This window comes from Allorhizobium sp. GW101-3B10 (assembly GCF_059424725.1).
On sequence record NZ_JBWKZR010000001.1, the window covers coordinates 1,479,966 to 1,495,681 of the forward strand.

The following is a 15,716-nucleotide window of genomic DNA, read 5'->3' on the forward strand; positions in this document are numbered from 1 at the left end:
ATAAGAACGATCTGCGAAGCGCTTAGCGCTTGGTGACCGGAACGTAGTCGCGCTGCGGCGCGCCGGTGTAGAGCTGGCGCGGACGACCGATGCGCTGCTGCGGATCCTCGATCATTTCGTTCCACTGGGCGATCCAGCCGACGGTGCGGGCGAGTGCGAAGAGAACGGTGAACATGGTCGTGGGGAAGCCGAGCGCGCGCAGCGTGATGCCGGAATAGAAGTCGACGTTCGGGTAGAGCTTCTTTTCCTTGAAGTAGGGGTCGTTGAGCGCGATCTTCTCGAGCTCGAGCGCCACCTGCATCAGCGGATCGTCCGCATGGCCGGTGGCTTCCAGCACTTCGTACATGGTCTTCTGCATGATCTTGGCGCGCGGGTCGTAGTTCTTGTAGACGCGGTGGCCAAAGCCCATCAGGCGGAACGGGTCGTTCTTGTCCTTGGCGCGGGCGATGTATTCCGGGATACGATCGACGGTGCCGATTTCCTGCAGCATGTTGAGGGCTGCTTCGTTGGCGCCGCCGTGGGCAGGGCCCCAGAGGCAGGCGATGCCGGCCGCGATGCAGGCGAACGGGTTGGCGCCCGACGAGCCGGCGAGACGCACGGTCGAGGTCGAGGCGTTCTGCTCATGGTCGGCGTGCAGGATGAAGATGCGGTCCATGGCACGGGCCAGAACCGGGTTCACCTTGTACTCGTCGCAGGGAACCGCGAAGCACATGTGCAGGAAGTTGGCGGCGTAGTCGAGATTGTTCTTCGGGTAAACGAAGGGCTGGCCAATGTGGTACTTGAAGGCCATGGCGGCGATCGTCGGCATCTTGGCGATCATGCGCAGCGAGGCGACCATGCGCTGGTGCGGATCGGTGATGTCGGTCGAGTCGTGGTAGAAGGCCGACAGCGCGCCGACGGTGCCGACCATGACGGCCATCGGATGGGCGTCGCGGCGGAAGCCGGTGAAGAACTTGCTCATCTGCTCGTGCACCATGGTGTGGTGCGTGACGCGATAGTCGAAGTCCTTCTTCTGGGCTGCGGTCGGCAGTTCGCCGTAGAGCAGCAGATAGCAGACTTCGAGGAAGTCGCCCTTCTCGGCCAGCTGTTCGATCGGATAGCCGCGGTGCAGCAGCACGCCTTCATCGCCGTCGATATAGGTGATCTTGGATTCGCAGGACGCCGTGGACGTAAAGCCCGGGTCGTAGGTGAACGCGCCGGTGTGCTTGTACAGGGCGCCGATGTCGATGACGTCCGGGCCGATCGTGCCGCCCTTGACGGCCAGGTCGACCGACTTTTCCCCGAGTTTCAAAGAAGCGCTTTTGTCCGTCATGCTAATCCTCCGGAATTGGCGGTTAGGCGTCCGAAAGGGCGCCTTGGGTTTAAGCGTAGGGATGTAGCTATATGATCCGGAAGTTAATGCCAAGCTATCCAAAGGGCAAATTGTGCATCGCGAAAGCAGGCGTGAGATGAAATAATCGGCGTTAAATCGATTGAATAATTTAGGCGCGAAGATGCTTTTCCGCGCACGCATAGCTTGTTAGATTTGTCGTCTTGGAAACCGCCTCGAATTGGCGGTGGAATCGGCGCCCGGCAGGGCGTTTGGGGGGCGGCAAGTGACGGAGTTGGCCGACCGGGAAGTCGTGCTGACCGAGGTGGCGGACACGTTTCCGCCGCCGGTGACGGCGCTCGTCGCGACCCAGGAAACCGTGCCTCGACGCCTGCCGACAGCCGGCATGCCCGTTCGCATCCGCGAAAGGCTGCAACGGGCGGCAGAGGGCTTCGAAGCCGCGCTGAGGCGGGAGCACGATCACGGCCATTTCTTTCATTTCGTTCCGGTGTTCCTGGGGGCTGGGGCCGTCGTCTGGTTCTGCCTCGGGCAGCCGCCGCCGACCCTCGCGCTGGCGGTCCTCTGCTGCGTCGCAACGTGTGCCGGCATGCTGCTCGCTGGCCGCAACCAGCCCGGTTGCCGGCTTGCCACGGCGGCCGCCCTCATGCTTGCCGGCATGCTGCTGGCCGATCTCGAGGTGCGGCGCCGGGCCACCACCATGCTGGACAGCGGCGTCACGACGGTGGTGACCGGGGTGGTCGAGCGGCGGGAGGCGGGCGCCAACGGCGAGTGGCGTTATGTCGTGCGCCTGATGTCGACGGCAGAGCCGCCCCTGCGCCGTGCTCCGGAGCGGGTGTCGCTGCTGGCGCGGGGCAAGGGATCGCCGGCGATGCTCGGTGACCTGCTGACGGGACGGGCCCGCCTGTCGCCACCGTCCGGGCCGGCGCTTCCAGGCCTCAACGACTTTTCCTTCGCCAGCTATTTCGACGGCATCGGCGCCGTCGGCTTCTTCCTCGGTGCGCCGCGCGGGCTGGGCCCCGGACCGGGCGAGCAGAGCCTGTGGGCGGCGACCGAACGGCAGCTGTTTTCCGTGCGTGACGGCATATCGACGCGCATCCGCCGCGTGATCGGCGGCGATCCGGGCGCCTTTGCCGCCTCGATCATCACCGGCGAGCGGCGATCGATGTCAAAGGAAGCGACGGAGGCGCTGCGTCTCTCGGGCCTTGCCCATATCACGGCGATCTCGGGGCTCAACATGGCGCTCGCCTCGGGCATCTTCTTCGTCGGGCTGCGCATGGTGCTCAGCCTGTTGCCGAGGCTGGCCCAGGCCGTCCCGATTAAGAAGATCGCCGCTGCGGGCGCGCTGCTCGCGGCCTTCGCCTATCTGATGATCTCGGGCTATCAGGTCTCGGCCGTGAGGGCCTTCCTGATGACGGCGATCATGCTGGTCGCCGTCCTGTTCGACCGGCCGGCGATCAGCCTGCGCAACCTGGCGCTGGCGGCGATCGTCATCATCGCCACCACGCCGTCGGCGGTGATGGGACCGAGCTTCCAGATGTCGTTCGCCGCGACTGCGGCGCTCATCGCCGGCTATCCGGCATGGCGCGCCCGGCCACGGTGGAACCCCGGCCTGAGGCTGAGCTTCCCGGGGGCGAGATTCCTCGGCGAGGGCGGCAAGCTGATGGCCGGCACCTTCCTCACCTCGCTGATCGGTGGGCTGTCGACGGCGATCTTCGCCATCGCCCATTTCCACCGGCTGGCGCCGCACGGGCTGGAGGCCAATCTCGCCGCCATGCCGATCATCTCGATCCTGGTGATGCCGGCCGGACTGGTCGCCATGCTGCTGATGCCCTTCGGCCTCGACGCCCCGTTCCTGTTGCTGATGGGCATCGGGCTCGAATGGGTGCTGGTGATCGCCCATGGCGTCGCCGGCTGGGGCGAGGCGATCGGCTTCACCCGCATGCCAGGCTGGTTCCTGCCGGTCGCCGCGGTCGGCCTCTTGCTGATGACGCTGCTGCGCACATGGCTCCGGCATGCCGGCTCGCTCCTGCTCGCGGCGGTCATTGGGACGGCGGCGCTGGTGCCGGGCACACCCCCGGCCGACGTGCTAATCGCGGAGGACGGCCGGCTCGTCGGCCTTCGCCTCTCGCAGCAAGGCCTCGCCACCAACCGAACGCGCCCGCCGCGCTTCACCTTCGAGCAATGGCAGGCGGCACTCGGAACCGGCGAACATCTCGGGCCGACGGATCTCGGCAAGGCGGCCGGTCTTCCGGCTGCGGAAGCACCGGCGCCGGCCATGCCGCCGATCAAGTCCCTGCCGCCGACGATGCCGCCGGGCCAGCAGGCGCCAAAATGGTCGGAGGACGATCTGCGCAAAGCGCGCGAACGCATGCGCGGCGCGTTGAAGGAAGCGGGCGAGGGGCGGTTTGTCTGCGAAGGCAAGAACTGGTGCGTGGCGCGGCTCGGCAGCGGATGGACGATCGTCACGGTGGAGGAAGCGGCCTTTGTCGGCGGCGCCTGTGACGTGGCCGACGTCGTCGTATCGGCGCGGCGGGTGGCTTTTCAGTCCTGCCGCTCGGGCGCCCGGCTTTTCACGGCCGAGACATTGCGTCGCAGCGGCGCGGTGGAGCTTTCGCTCGGAGACCGAAAAGCACGGGAGATGCGCGTGACCGCGTCGTTCTCCGGCGACTATCGGCCGTGGTCCGTCCATCGTCTCTATGACTGGCGTAGCGACAGCTTTCAGACCGCTCCCTTACCCGACGGCACCTTCGCCTCAACACCGGCCAGTGATGCCGGCGGCCCTGCGGCCGCCGAGGATGTCAGTGATAGCGGCGGATGAGGCCGACCAGCTTGCCCTGGATCTTCACTCGGTCGGGCCCGAAGATGCGGGTCTCGTAGGCCGGGTTCGCGGCTTCCAGCGCGATCGACGCGCCGCGGCGGCGGAAGCGCTTCAGCGTCGCTTCCTCGTCGTCGACGAGGGCGACGATGATGTCGCCGGGATTGGCGTTGGAGGCGTTGCGGATGATGACCGTGTCGCCGTCCAGGATGCCGGCCTCGATCATCGAATCACCCTTGACCTCGAGCGCATAGTGCTCGCCGGCGCCGAGCATTTCGGCCGGCACGTTGATGTCGTGGGTGTTGTTCTGGATCGCCGAGATCGGCACGCCGGCGGCGATGCGGCCCATGACGGGCACGCTGACCGAATTCGACGTCTCCTCGACCGCCTTCGGCGCGACGGGCGGCGTCTTGCCGAGGCTGCCTTCGATGACGCTGGGCGAGAAGCCGCGGCGCGGCTGCAGGCTCGGCGAATAGGCTTCCGGAAGCTTGATCACCTCCAGCGCGCGGGCCCGGTTGGGCAGGCGGCGGATGAAGCCGCGTTCTTCCAGCGCCGTGATCAGGCGGTGGATGCCGGACTTGGAGGCGAGGTCGAGCGCGTCCTTCATCTCGTCGAAGGAGGGCGGAACGCCCGATTCCTTCATCCGTTCGTGGATGAACAGAAGCAGTTCCTGTTGCTTGCGCGTCAGCATGTTCGGAGCCCCAATTGGTGAAACAAATACGGAACATACACTATATGTTCCATTTGTGTTCCGCAAGTGCCTAAGATTCCGTGAAGTGTGCAGTGCGAAATGAAAATCTTTGCAAAACGGCCTGGACGAGACCTGAGCCAGGGTGGTCCTGCGCGCCGCGAGGGACATCCGACTTGCGCCGCCAGCTTGCCAATCCGGATCAAATGGCGCAAATCTCCGCGCGATCACTCCCGCCGACGAGAGGTGTCGTATGTCCGAACTGAACAAGCCGCGGGGTCTCGACCACCTCGTCCTTCCGGTCCAGTCGCTCGAGGCGGCGCGCCGGCGCCTGACCGACCTCGGATTCACCGTGGCGCCCGATGCGCGCCATCCGTTCGGCACGGAGAATGCCTGCGTGTTCTTCGGCGACGACACCTATCTCGAGCCGCTGGCGATCGCCAGCCGCGAGGAATGCGAGGCGGCGGCCAAGGCCGGCAACATGTTCGTGGCGCGCGACCAGGCGTTCCGTTTCCGCAACGGCCTCGAAGGGCTGTCGGCGATCGTCGTCAAGACCGAGGATGGGGATGCGGACCATCGGCGTTTCGTCGCCGAGGGCTTTTCCGGCGGCCCGATGCTGCATTTCGAACGCGTGTTCAAGATGGCGGACGGGTCGGAGGTTATGGGCGGCTTCAGGCTCGCCTTTGCCGCCGATCTACGGGCACCCGACTTCTTCCTGTTTGCCTGCGAGCGGGTCAATCCGCTGCCGGCCGATCGCGGCGCACTGGCGCGGCACGAGAACGGCGCGCTCGGCCTGTCGACCGTCGTGCTCGGCGAGGACAATCCGAGCGACTTCCAGTATCTGCTGGAGGAAGTGTTCGAGCAGCGCGCGGTCGAGGCGCATTCCTTCGGGCTGTCGCTGCAATCGGCCAATGCCGCCATCGAGGTGCTGACGCCGGCCGGGCTTGCCGGCTATTTCGGGCTCGATACCGAGAATCGCGGACGCGGCCTCATGGGCCGGCTGATCGTCGTCAAGGTTGCGGATATCGGCGTGACAGAGCGGCTTCTCGCTGCTAAGGGCATCGCATTCAGCCGCCGCGGCGCGCGCCTGATCGTTCCGCACGAGGCGGGGCAGGGCGTGCCCTTCGCATTCGAGGAGGTTTCATGAGCAATTCGACCCATTCCGAAGTCGTCGTCGGTGACGGCACCGCCAAGGCGGTCTTCTCCAATTCCAAGCGGTTCTCGCTGATCGCCGGCCCCTGCCAGATGGAAAGCCGCGACCATGCCTTCATGATCGCCGGCCAGCTTTCCGAAATCTGCCGCGAGCTGGGCATCGGCCTCGTCTACAAGTCGTCCTACGACAAGGCGAACCGCACCTCGCTTTCGGCCGAGCGCGGCATCGGCCTGGAAAAGGCGATGGAGGTCTTTGCCGATCTCAAGAAGGAATACGGATTCCCGGTGCTGACCGACGTGCACACCGAAGAGCACTGCCGGCTGGTCGCACCGACCGTCGACGTCCTGCAGATCCCGGCCTTTTTGTGCCGCCAGACCGATCTTCTGGTGGCCGCGGCTCAGACCGGCCGCGTGATCAACGTCAAGAAGGGCCAGTTCCTCGCCCCCTGGGACATGAAGAACGTGCTGAACAAGATCAATGCCAGCGGCAATCCGAACGTGCTTCTGTGCGAGCGCGGCGCCTCCTTCGGCTACAACACGCTGGTGTCCGACATGCGCGCGCTGCCGATCATGGCGGCCATGGGCGCTCCGGTCGTGTTCGACGCCACCCATTCGGTGCAGCAGCCGGGTGGCCAGGGCGGCTCCTCGGGCGGCCAGCGTGAATTCGTCGAGACGCTGGCGCGCGCCGCGGTCGCCGTCGGCGTCGCCGGCCTGTTCATCGAGACTCACCAGGATCCGGACAATGCCCCGTCGGACGGTCCGAACATGGTGCCGATCAGCCAGATGAAACGCCTGCTGGAAAAGCTGCTGGCTTTCGACGCGATCGCCAAGGCCGCCTGACCCGCGATCAAGCGACTATCATCCATGTGGACGCCGGCCCTTGGGTCGGCGTTTTGCATTGGGACGAATGTCGGCATTGCCTTTCGGCTTCTGTCATGCAGCTGCCATTGTATTTTCCGCATCATCGATTAAGACAGGCCATCCTCAATCCCCACCCAAAAGCAGGGAGGCTCCCATGACTGCCATCACCGACATTATCGGCCGCGAAATTCTCGACAGCCGCGGCAATCCGACCATCGAGGTCGATGTCTATCTCGAAGACGGCAGCATGGGCCGTGCGGCCGTTCCGTCGGGCGCCTCGACCGGCGCGCACGAAGCCGTCGAACTGCGTGACGGCGGCAGCCGCTATCTCGGCAAGGGCGTCGAAAAGGCCGTCGAGGCCGTCAATACCGAGATATTCGACGCGATCGGCGGTCTCGAGGCCGAAAACCAGATCCAGATCGACAATCTGATGATCGAACTGGACGGCACGGCGAACAAGTCGCGCCTCGGCGCCAATGCCATCCTCGGCGTTTCGCTCGCCATCGCCAAGGCCGCCGCCGAAGCCACCGGCCTGCCGCTCTATCGCTATGTCGGCGGCCCCAACGCTCATCTGCTGCCCGTGCCGATGATGAACATCATCAATGGCGGCGCGCATGCCGACAATCCGATCGACTTCCAGGAATTCATGATCATGCCGGTCGGCACCGACAATATGCGCGACGCCGTGCGCATGGGTTCGGAAGTCTTCCACACGCTGCGCAAGGAACTGGCGGCCCAGGGCCACAACACCAATGTCGGCGACGAAGGTGGTTTCGCACCGGGCCTGAAGAGCGCGCCGGAAGCGCTCGACTTCATCATGAAGTCGATCGAGAAGGCCGGCTACCGGCCGGGCGAAGACATCTATCTCGCGCTCGACTGCGCCTCGACCGAGTTCTTCAAGGACGGCAAGTATGTGATGGAAGGCGAGGGCCGCACGCTCGAGCCGGAAGCCATGGCCGACTATCTCGCCGAACTGGCCGCCAAGTATCCGATCATCTCGATCGAGGATGGCATGGCCGAGGACGACTGGGACGGCTGGAAGGCGCTGACCGACAAGATCGGCAATTCGTGCCAGCTGGTCGGCGACGACCTGTTCGTCACCAATTCGTCCCGCCTGCGCGACGGCATCAAGATGGGTGTGGCCAACTCCATCCTCGTCAAGGTCAACCAGATCGGCTCGCTGACGGAAACGCTCGACGCGGTCGAAACGGCGCACAAGGCCGGCTACACCGCCGTCATGTCGCACCGCTCGGGCGAAACCGAGGACTCGACGATCGCCGACCTCGCCGTCGCCACCAACTGCGGCCAGATCAAGACCGGCTCGCTGTCGCGTTCGGACCGTCTGGCAAAGTACAACCAGCTGATCCGCATCGAAGAAATGCTCGGCCCGCAGGCCCGCTACGCTGGCACCTCGATCCTGCGCGCCTGATCGACCCCGATCGCATCGCCATCCAGGGCCGCGTTCCGAAAGGGACGCGGCTTTTTTCTTGGCCGGGCCGTTACGGTCAACGATCGGTTAAGCTATCGCCGATAATTTGAAACCATAGTTTTGCGTTTCAAGGCATCATCCGCATGTGGACCAGGCATCACAAGAAGAGAAAATTCGGTCGTCTCATTCTCCCTGCCGTCACTGTCGCGTTTCTCTCCTATTTCGGTTATCATTCCCTGCATGGCGACTACGGCCTGCGCGCGGCGCAGGATTTCGAGCGGCAGCGCATCGCGCGAAGCGCCGAGCTTGCCGAGCTGGTCGGGCGTCGTGAGCGTCTGGAACGCCAGGTCCAGCTGCTGAGCGACGGCTCGCTTGAGCGTGACATGATGGACGAGAAGGCGCGGTACCAGCTCAACATGTCGCGGCCGGACGAAATCGTCATATTTGACAGCTATCTGAATTAACCGAAATCCGGTTAATCTGAAATTTTCGTTCTTTTTCAATCGGATAGATTGAATAAGAGCCATGCATTTATGGCATTGCCCAGCGCGCCTTTCTTGCCTATTCTGCTGCCCAGCAAAGATCCGACATAACCCTAGGGAGGGATGAATGGCGCCGCGAAAAGCCGCGACTGTTACCGGTCGCAAGACTACGGCCAAGCCAGCCAAGAAGGACTTCAGCGAAGGAGCGATCGCCGAGTTCGATCGCGATACCGAACTGAAGGCCTATCGCGAAATGCTGCTGATCCGGCGTTTCGAGGAAAAGGCCGGCCAGCTCTACGGCATGGGCTTCATCGGCGGCTTCTGTCACCTCTATATCGGCCAGGAGGCCGTCGTCGTCGGCATGCAGATGGCGCTGAAAGACGGCGACCAGGTCATCACCGGTTACCGTGATCACGGCCACATGCTGGCCTGCGGCATGAGTGCGCGCGGCGTCATGGCCGAGCTGACCGGGCGTCGTGGCGGCTTGTCCAAGGGCAAGGGCGGCTCGATGCACATGTTCTCCAAGGAGAAGAACTTCTACGGCGGCCACGGCATCGTCGGCGCGCAGGTGTCGCTCGGCACCGGTCTGGCCTTCGCCAACCGCTACCGCGACAACGGCCAGATCTCGGTCGCCTATTTCGGCGACGGCGCGGCCAACCAGGGCCAGGTCTACGAGAGCTTCAACATGGCCGAGCTGTGGAAGCTGCCGGTCATCTACGTGATCGAGAACAACCGCTACGCCATGGGCACCTCGGTGTCGCGCGCCTCGGCCCAGACCAATTTCGCCCAGCGCGGCCTCGCCTTCAACATTCCGGGCCTCCAGGTCGACGGCATGGACGTGCGTGCCGTCAGGGCGGCTGCCGAACAGGCCGCCGAATATTGCCGCACCGGCAAGGGCCCGGTCATCCTCGAAATGATGACCTACCGCTATCGCGGCCACTCCATGTCCGACCCGGCGAAGTATCGCTCCAAGGACGAGGTGCAGAAGATGCGCTCCGAACACGATCCCATCGAACAGGTGCGTGCGCGCCTGCTCGAAAAGGGCTGGGCGAGCGAGGACGAGCTGAAGGCGATCGACAAGGACGTCCGCGACATCGTCGCCGACTCGGCCGATTTCGCCCAGGCCGATCCGGAGCCGGATGTATCCGAGCTCTACACCGACATTCTTCTGTAATCGGGGAGGGAACCCATGCCGATCGAAATTCTCATGCCCGCCCTCTCTCCGACGATGGAGGAAGGCACGCTTTCCAAGTGGATCAAGAAGGAAGGCGACGCCGTCAAGTCCGGCGACGTGATCGCCGAGATCGAGACCGACAAGGCGACCATGGAAGTGGAAGCCGTCGATGAAGGTGTGCTCGGCAAGCTGCTGATCGCCGCCGGCACCGAAGGCGTCAAGGTCAATACGCCGATCGCCATCCTGTTGCAGGACGGCGAAAGCGCCTCGGATGTCGCCGCCCCCAAGGCGGCGCCTGCGGAAGTTGCTCCGGCTCCGGCCGCAGTTGCCCCGGCTCCGGCTGCGTCGGCCCCGGTTCCTGCCGCGCCGGTCGCCGCCATCGCCGCCGATCCGGACGTTCCTGCCGGCACGGAGATGGTGACGATGACGGTGCGTGAAGCGCTGCGCGAGGCCATGGCCGAGGAAATGCGCGCCAATCCGGACGTCTTCATCATGGGTGAAGAAGTCGCCGAATATCAGGGCGCCTACAAGATCACCCAAGGCCTGCTGCAGGAATTCGGCGCCAAGCGCGTCGTCGACACGCCGATCACCGAGCACGGCTTTGCCGGCGTCGGCGTCGGCGCGGCCATGGCCGGCCTGCGGCCGATCGTCGAGTTCATGACCTTCAACTTCGCGATGCAGGCGATCGACCAGATCATCAACTCGGCCGCCAAGACGCTCTACATGTCGGGCGGCCAGATGGGCGCGCCGATCGTGTTTCGCGGTCCGAACGGGGCAGCCGCCCGCGTCGGTGCCCAGCACAGCCAGGACTATGCCGCCTGGTACAGCCATATCCCCGGCCTCAAGGTCGTCCAGCCCTATACGGCGGCCGACGCCAAGGGTCTGTTGAAGGCGGCGATCCGTGATCCGAACCCGGTCATCTTCCTGGAGAACGAGATCCTCTACGGTCACTCGTTCGAGGTGCCGAAACTGGATGATTTCGTCCTGCCGATCGGCAAGGCGCGGGTCCACAAGGTGGGCAAGGATGCGACCATCGTCTCGTTCGGCATCGGCATGACCTATGCGGTCAAGGCGGCCGAGGAACTGGCCAAGGACGGCATCGACGTCGAGATCATCGACCTTCGCACCATCCGCCCGATGGACCTGCCGACCGTCATCGAATCGGTGAAGAAGACCGGCCGCCTGGTCACCGTCGAAGAAGGCTATCCGCAGTCGTCGGTCGGTACGGAAATCGCCACCCGCGTCATGCAGCAGGCCTTCGACTATCTCGATGCGCCGATCCTGACGATCGCCGGCAAGGATGTTCCGATGCCTTACGCCGCCAATCTCGAAAAGCTCGCTCTGCCGAATGTCGGCGAAGTGGTCGAGGCGGTCAAAACCGTCTGCTACAAGTAACGGGAGGGTCAGCACATGCCGATCAACATTACGATGCCGGCACTCTCCCCGACCATGGAAGAGGGCAATCTGTCCAAGTGGCTGGTCAAGGAAGGCGACAAGGTCAAGTCGGGGGACGTGATCGCCGAGATCGAGACCGACAAGGCGACGATGGAAGTCGAAGCCGTCGATGAAGGCACGGTCGCCAAGCTCGTCGTCCCGGCCGGCACGGAAGGGGTCAAGGTCAATGCCCTGATCGCCATTCTCGCGGCTGACGGCGAAGACGTCGCGGCCGCCGCGGCCGGCGGCGGTTCTGCCGCACCGGCCAAGGCCGAGGCTGCGCCGGCCAAGACGGAAGCGGCACCTGCCGTGTCTGCACCGATCACCGACAAGGCACCGGCGCCTTCGACGCCGGCACCCGTCGCCAAGTCCGGCGAGCGCGTGTTTGCCTCGCCGCTCGCCCGTCGCCTGGCCAAGGAAGCGGGTCTTGAGCTGTCTGCCGTGTCGGGTTCCGGTCCGCATGGCCGCGTCGTCAAAAGCGACGTCGAGAAGGCGGTTGCCGGCGGTGGCGCCAAGGCTGCGCCGACGGCGGCGTCTGCCGCAGCGCCGGCTGCAGCTGCACCGGCCATGGCCAAGGGTGCATCGGAAGAGGCCGTGCTCAAGCTGTTCGAGCCGGGTTCCTACGAACTCGTGCCGCATGACGGCATGCGCAAGACCATCGCCAAGCGGCTGGTCGAGTCGAAGCAGACGATCCCGCATTTCTACGTCACCGTCGATTGCGAGCTCGATGCGCTGCTGGCGTTGCGCGCCCAGCTCAACGACGCCGCCCCCCGCAAGGAAGGCGCACCGGCCTACAAGCTTTCGGTCAACGACATGATCATCAAGGCGATGGCCATGGCGCTGACGGAAGTGCCGGATGCCAACGTCTCCTGGACCGAGACCAACATGGTCAAGCACAAGCACGCCGATGTCGGCGTCGCCGTGTCGATCCCGGGCGGCCTGATCACGCCGATCATCCGGCATGCGGAGCTGAAGACGCTTTCGGCGATCTCCAACGAGATGAAGGACCTGGGCAAGCGCGCCAAGGACCGCAAGCTGAAGCCGGAAGAATACCAGGGCGGCACCACCTCGGTGTCGAACATGGGCATGATGGGCGTCAAGCAGTTCGCCGCCGTCATCAATCCGCCGCATGCGACGATCCTTGCGGTCGGCGCGGGCGAGCAGCGGGTGGTGGTGAAGAACGGCGAGATGAAGATCGCCAATGTCATGTCGGTGACGCTGTCGACCGACCATCGCTGCGTCGACGGCGCGCTCGGGGCCGAACTGCTCGGCGCCTTCAAGCGCTACATCGAGAACCCGATGGGCATGCTCGTCTAAGGGCGGAGGCGGACGTGGCCGACTTGCAGAAAACGTTGTCCTGGGGAGTGCGCTTGAGGCGCTCTCTCGGGATGTCGTTTTGTGCAGCGCTGTTCGCCGGCCTTGCCGGAGTATTGGCGTTTTGGATATTGGCCATGGTTCTTGCGCCACAAGGCGGTGACGAGGCTGGCGTAGATCAGGACTTCTTCCTGGTGATCGTCAACATACCGCTGGTCTCTGTCGCGTTGGGACTGCTGTCCTTCTTCGCCCAACTGGCGTCCAAGCGAGTTGCTGTCGATTTGGCGATGCTGTGCTTCGCCATTGTCTTGTTCGTGGGGTTGCTCAGCATGTATCACAACTATGCAGATGCGGGCTCCTCTTCCGACAAAATGTATCTCGTCGGAGCGCTCATTCCGGGGCTGGTCATGACCGTCGCGCATTGGGCGTTTTTCAAGATCATGGGCGCTCATCGGTACGACGGCTTGATGCGGGGTGTAGTATGAAAACCGTGCTCTGCTACGGCGACAGCCTAACCTGGGGATATGATCCGCAAACGGTCGGTCGGTACGCGTTTGCGGATCGCTGGCCGAGCGTGCTCGGTGCGGCGCTCGGGCCTCAGGTCAACGTGATCGCCGAAGGCCTGAACGGACGCACGACCGCCTATGACGACCATCTCGCCGATGCGGAGCGCAACGGCGTGAAGCTTTTGCCGAGCGTCCTGGAGAGCCACAAGCCGCTGGACCTGGTGATCCTGCTGCTCGGCACCAACGACATGAAGCGCGGCATCGCCGGCACGGCCATCGGCGCCACCAAGGGCATCGACCGGCTGGTCAAGCTGATCCGGCACCACGATTGGGGCTTTGGCTTCGAGGTGCCGGAAATCCTGATCGTTGCGCCGCCGCCGATCTGCGCGACGTCGAACGTGCATTTCGCCGCGATGTTCCGCGGCGCGCTCGACGAATCGGCGATGCTGGCGAGCTTCTACCGCGACCTCGCGGACGAGGCCGGTTGCGGCTTTTTCGATGCCGGTTCGGTGTCGCAGACCAGCCCGCTCGACGGCATCCATCTCGATGCCGACAACACAAGGGCGATCGGGCGCGGGATCGAACCGGTTGTGCGCATGCTGTTGGGGATCTGACCGAATACCCGGCGAAAGTTGATCAAGATCAAGGGAGTGGCGTTTGCGGGTGAATAGTCTACAGGTATCGACCGACACAAGAGGAGATACCGAATGTCGAATACCCCGCACGAAATCCACGACGAGTTTCCGGAATATGCGGACAAGATGCATGCGCTCAAGGTGAGCGACGAGCGTTTTGCCAAGTTGCTTGAGGATTATCGCGACGTGAACCGTGCCATCCATCGTTCGGAAACCGAAGTGGAGCCCGTCGGTGACGTCGAGATGGAAACGATGCGCAAGCAGCGCATGGTTTTGAAGGATGAAATCTACGGGATGCTGACCAAGGCCTGATCCGGCCTGGCTTCATCCCCCGGAAGGGCTCCGCCTCGAAGGTGGAGCCCGCCCGTCAAAGAGGAGATGAAGACCAGTGTCGAATGCCTATGACGTTCTCATTATCGGCTCCGGCCCCGGCGGCTACATTGCCGCGATCCGTGCCGCCCAGCTGGGCTTGAAGACCGCGATCGTCGAGCGCGAGCACCTCGCCGGCATCTGCTCCAACTGGGGCTGCATTCCGACCAAGGCATTGCTCCGGTCTGCGGAAGTATTGCATCTCGCCGAACACGCCAAGAACTACGGCCTGACGCTGGAAGGCAAGATCACGCCGGACCTGAAGGCCATCATCGCCCGTTCGCGCGGCATCGCCGAGCGCATGAACGGCGGCGTCGGCTTCCTGATGAAGAAGAACAAGGTCGACATCATCTGGGGCGAGGCGAAGCTGACCAAGCCGGGCGAAGTCGTCGTTTCCAAGACCACCAAGACGATCGTCCAGCCGCAGGCGCCCCTGCCGAAGAACACGCTGGGCGAAGGCACCTACACCGCCAAGCACATCATCGTCGCCACCGGCGCGCGCCCGCGCGCACTGCCCGGCATCGAGCCGGACGGCAAGCTGATCTGGACCTATTTCGAGGCGATGAACCCGGACTCCATGCCGAAGTCTCTGCTGGTCATGGGATCGGGCGCCATCGGCATCGAATTCGCCTCCTTCTACCGCACCATGGGCGTCGACGTGACCGTGGTCGAGGTGATGAGCCAGGTCATGCCGGTCGAGGATGCCGAGATCTCGGCCTTCGCCAAGAAGCAGTTCGACAAGCAGGGCATGAAGATCCTGCTGGAGGCCAAGGTCGCCAAGGTCGAGAAGGGCGCCAATTCCATCACCGCCCATGTCGAGAAGAAGGATGGAACGGTCGAGAAGATCACCGCCGACCGGATGATCTCGGCGGTCGGCGTCCAGGCCAATATCGAGAATATCGGGCTTGAAGCGCTCGGCGTGAAGACAGATCGCGGCTTCATCGCCATCGACGGCTACGGCAAGACCAACGTCGCGGGCATCTATGCGATCGGCGACGTGGCCGGCCCGCCGATGCTGGCCCACAAGGCGGAGCACGAGGCCGTCATCTGCGTCGAGAAGATCGCCGGTCTGCCGAATGTCCATCCGATGGACAAGGCCAAGATCCCCGGCTGCACCTACTGCAATCCGCAGGTCGCCTCCGTCGGCCTGACCGAAGCCAAGGCGAAGGCGGAAGGCCGCGACATCCGCGTCGGCCGCTTCCCCTTCGTCGCCAACGGCAAGGCGATCGCGCTCGGCGAGGACCAGGGCATGGTCAAGACGATCTTCGACAAGAAGACTGGCGAACTGCTGGGCGCGCATCTGGTCGGAGCGGAAGTGACGGAACTGATCCAGGGGTTTGTCGTGGCGATGAACCTCGAAACCACCGAGGAAGAGCTCATGCACACGATCTTCCCGCATCCGACCATTTCCGAGACGCTGAAGGAAAGCGTGCTCGACGCCTATGGCAGGGCGCTCAACGCCTAAAGGCGAGTTGTGGGGCCGGTTCCCGCCGCCTATATGGGGGCGGGATTGTTCAATCGAAGGAG

14 protein-coding genes are annotated in these 15,716 nt (G+C 64.1%); 12 read left to right on the top strand and 2 right to left on the bottom strand.

All coding sequences use genetic code 11. The features are described from left to right. Window positions 1-22: 22 nt before the first annotated feature. Window positions 23-1,312, bottom strand: coding sequence for a citrate synthase (gltA, locus tag AC07Y0_RS07055; RefSeq protein ID WP_498675846.1), 1,290 nt, complete (start codon window positions 1,310-1,312; stop codon window positions 23-25). A gap of 283 nt (window positions 1,313-1,595) precedes the next feature. On the opposite strand from gltA, the gene AC07Y0_RS07060 reads away from it, so the two are divergent. After that, window positions 1,596-4,148 (top strand): ComEC/Rec2 family competence protein, encoded by a 2,553-nt coding sequence (locus AC07Y0_RS07060; protein ID WP_498675848.1) that lies wholly within the window; start codon window positions 1,596-1,598, stop codon window positions 4,146-4,148. Here the strand turns inward: AC07Y0_RS07060 and lexA are convergent. Next, complete coding sequence (gene lexA, locus AC07Y0_RS07065; RefSeq protein WP_498675850.1) at window positions 4,129-4,836, bottom strand: transcriptional repressor LexA; 708 nt, start codon at window positions 4,834-4,836, stop codon at window positions 4,129-4,131. The genes AC07Y0_RS07060 and lexA overlap by 20 nt on opposite strands. Before the next feature lie 250 nt (window positions 4,837-5,086). Here lexA and AC07Y0_RS07070 point away from each other — a divergent pair, with 250 nt between their 5' ends. From AC07Y0_RS07070 to lpdA, 11 genes are all read left to right on the top strand, one after another. Next, entirely contained in the window at window positions 5,087-5,980 is an 894-nt protein-coding gene (locus AC07Y0_RS07070) for a VOC family protein (RefSeq protein WP_498675852.1), read from the top strand. Beyond that, window positions 5,977-6,825, top strand: a complete 849-nt coding sequence (kdsA, locus tag AC07Y0_RS07075; protein ID WP_498675853.1) for a 3-deoxy-8-phosphooctulonate synthase — start codon at window positions 5,977-5,979, stop codon at window positions 6,823-6,825. Before AC07Y0_RS07070 ends, kdsA begins: the two co-directional genes overlap by 4 nt. Window positions 6,826-7,000: 175 nt before the next feature. Then, window positions 7,001-8,275, top strand: a complete 1,275-nt coding sequence (gene eno / locus AC07Y0_RS07080) for a phosphopyruvate hydratase (RefSeq protein ID WP_498675855.1) — start codon at window positions 7,001-7,003, stop codon at window positions 8,273-8,275. A 143-nt stretch (window positions 8,276-8,418) separates the two neighbouring features. Beyond that, on the top strand, window positions 8,419-8,739 hold the full coding sequence (locus tag AC07Y0_RS07085; RefSeq protein WP_454746042.1) for an FtsB family cell division protein: 321 nt from the start codon (window positions 8,419-8,421) through the stop codon (window positions 8,737-8,739). Between the two features lie 145 nt (window positions 8,740-8,884). Next, the gene (gene pdhA, locus AC07Y0_RS07090) at window positions 8,885-9,931 is read left to right on the top strand and encodes a pyruvate dehydrogenase (acetyl-transferring) E1 component subunit alpha (RefSeq protein ID WP_454746041.1); all 1,047 of its coding nucleotides are present in this window, start codon (window positions 8,885-8,887) and stop codon (window positions 9,929-9,931) included. 15 nt (window positions 9,932-9,946) lie between these two features. Continuing rightward, on the top strand, window positions 9,947-11,326 hold the full coding sequence (locus AC07Y0_RS07095; RefSeq protein WP_498675857.1) for a pyruvate dehydrogenase complex E1 component subunit beta: 1,380 nt from the start codon (window positions 9,947-9,949) through the stop codon (window positions 11,324-11,326). 15 nt (window positions 11,327-11,341) lie between these two features. Continuing rightward, entirely contained in the window at window positions 11,342-12,682 is a 1,341-nt protein-coding gene (locus AC07Y0_RS07100) for a pyruvate dehydrogenase complex dihydrolipoamide acetyltransferase (RefSeq protein WP_498675859.1), read from the top strand. A gap of 14 nt (window positions 12,683-12,696) precedes the next feature. Beyond that, on the top strand, window positions 12,697-13,164 hold the full coding sequence (locus tag AC07Y0_RS07105; protein ID WP_498675861.1) for a hypothetical protein: 468 nt from the start codon (window positions 12,697-12,699) through the stop codon (window positions 13,162-13,164). After that, the gene (locus AC07Y0_RS07110; RefSeq protein WP_498675863.1) at window positions 13,161-13,799 is read left to right on the top strand and encodes an SGNH/GDSL hydrolase family protein; all 639 of its coding nucleotides are present in this window, start codon (window positions 13,161-13,163) and stop codon (window positions 13,797-13,799) included. The genes AC07Y0_RS07105 and AC07Y0_RS07110 overlap by 4 nt, the downstream gene beginning before the upstream one ends. A 93-nt stretch (window positions 13,800-13,892) precedes the next feature. After that, the gene (locus AC07Y0_RS07115) at window positions 13,893-14,132 is read left to right on the top strand and encodes an HP1242/YdcH family protein (protein WP_498675864.1); all 240 of its coding nucleotides are present in this window, start codon (window positions 13,893-13,895) and stop codon (window positions 14,130-14,132) included. Window positions 14,133-14,208: 76 nt separating this feature from the next. After that, the gene (lpdA, locus tag AC07Y0_RS07120) at window positions 14,209-15,654 is read left to right on the top strand and encodes a dihydrolipoyl dehydrogenase (protein WP_498675866.1); all 1,446 of its coding nucleotides are present in this window, start codon (window positions 14,209-14,211) and stop codon (window positions 15,652-15,654) included. Window positions 15,655-15,716 lie beyond the last annotated feature (62 nt).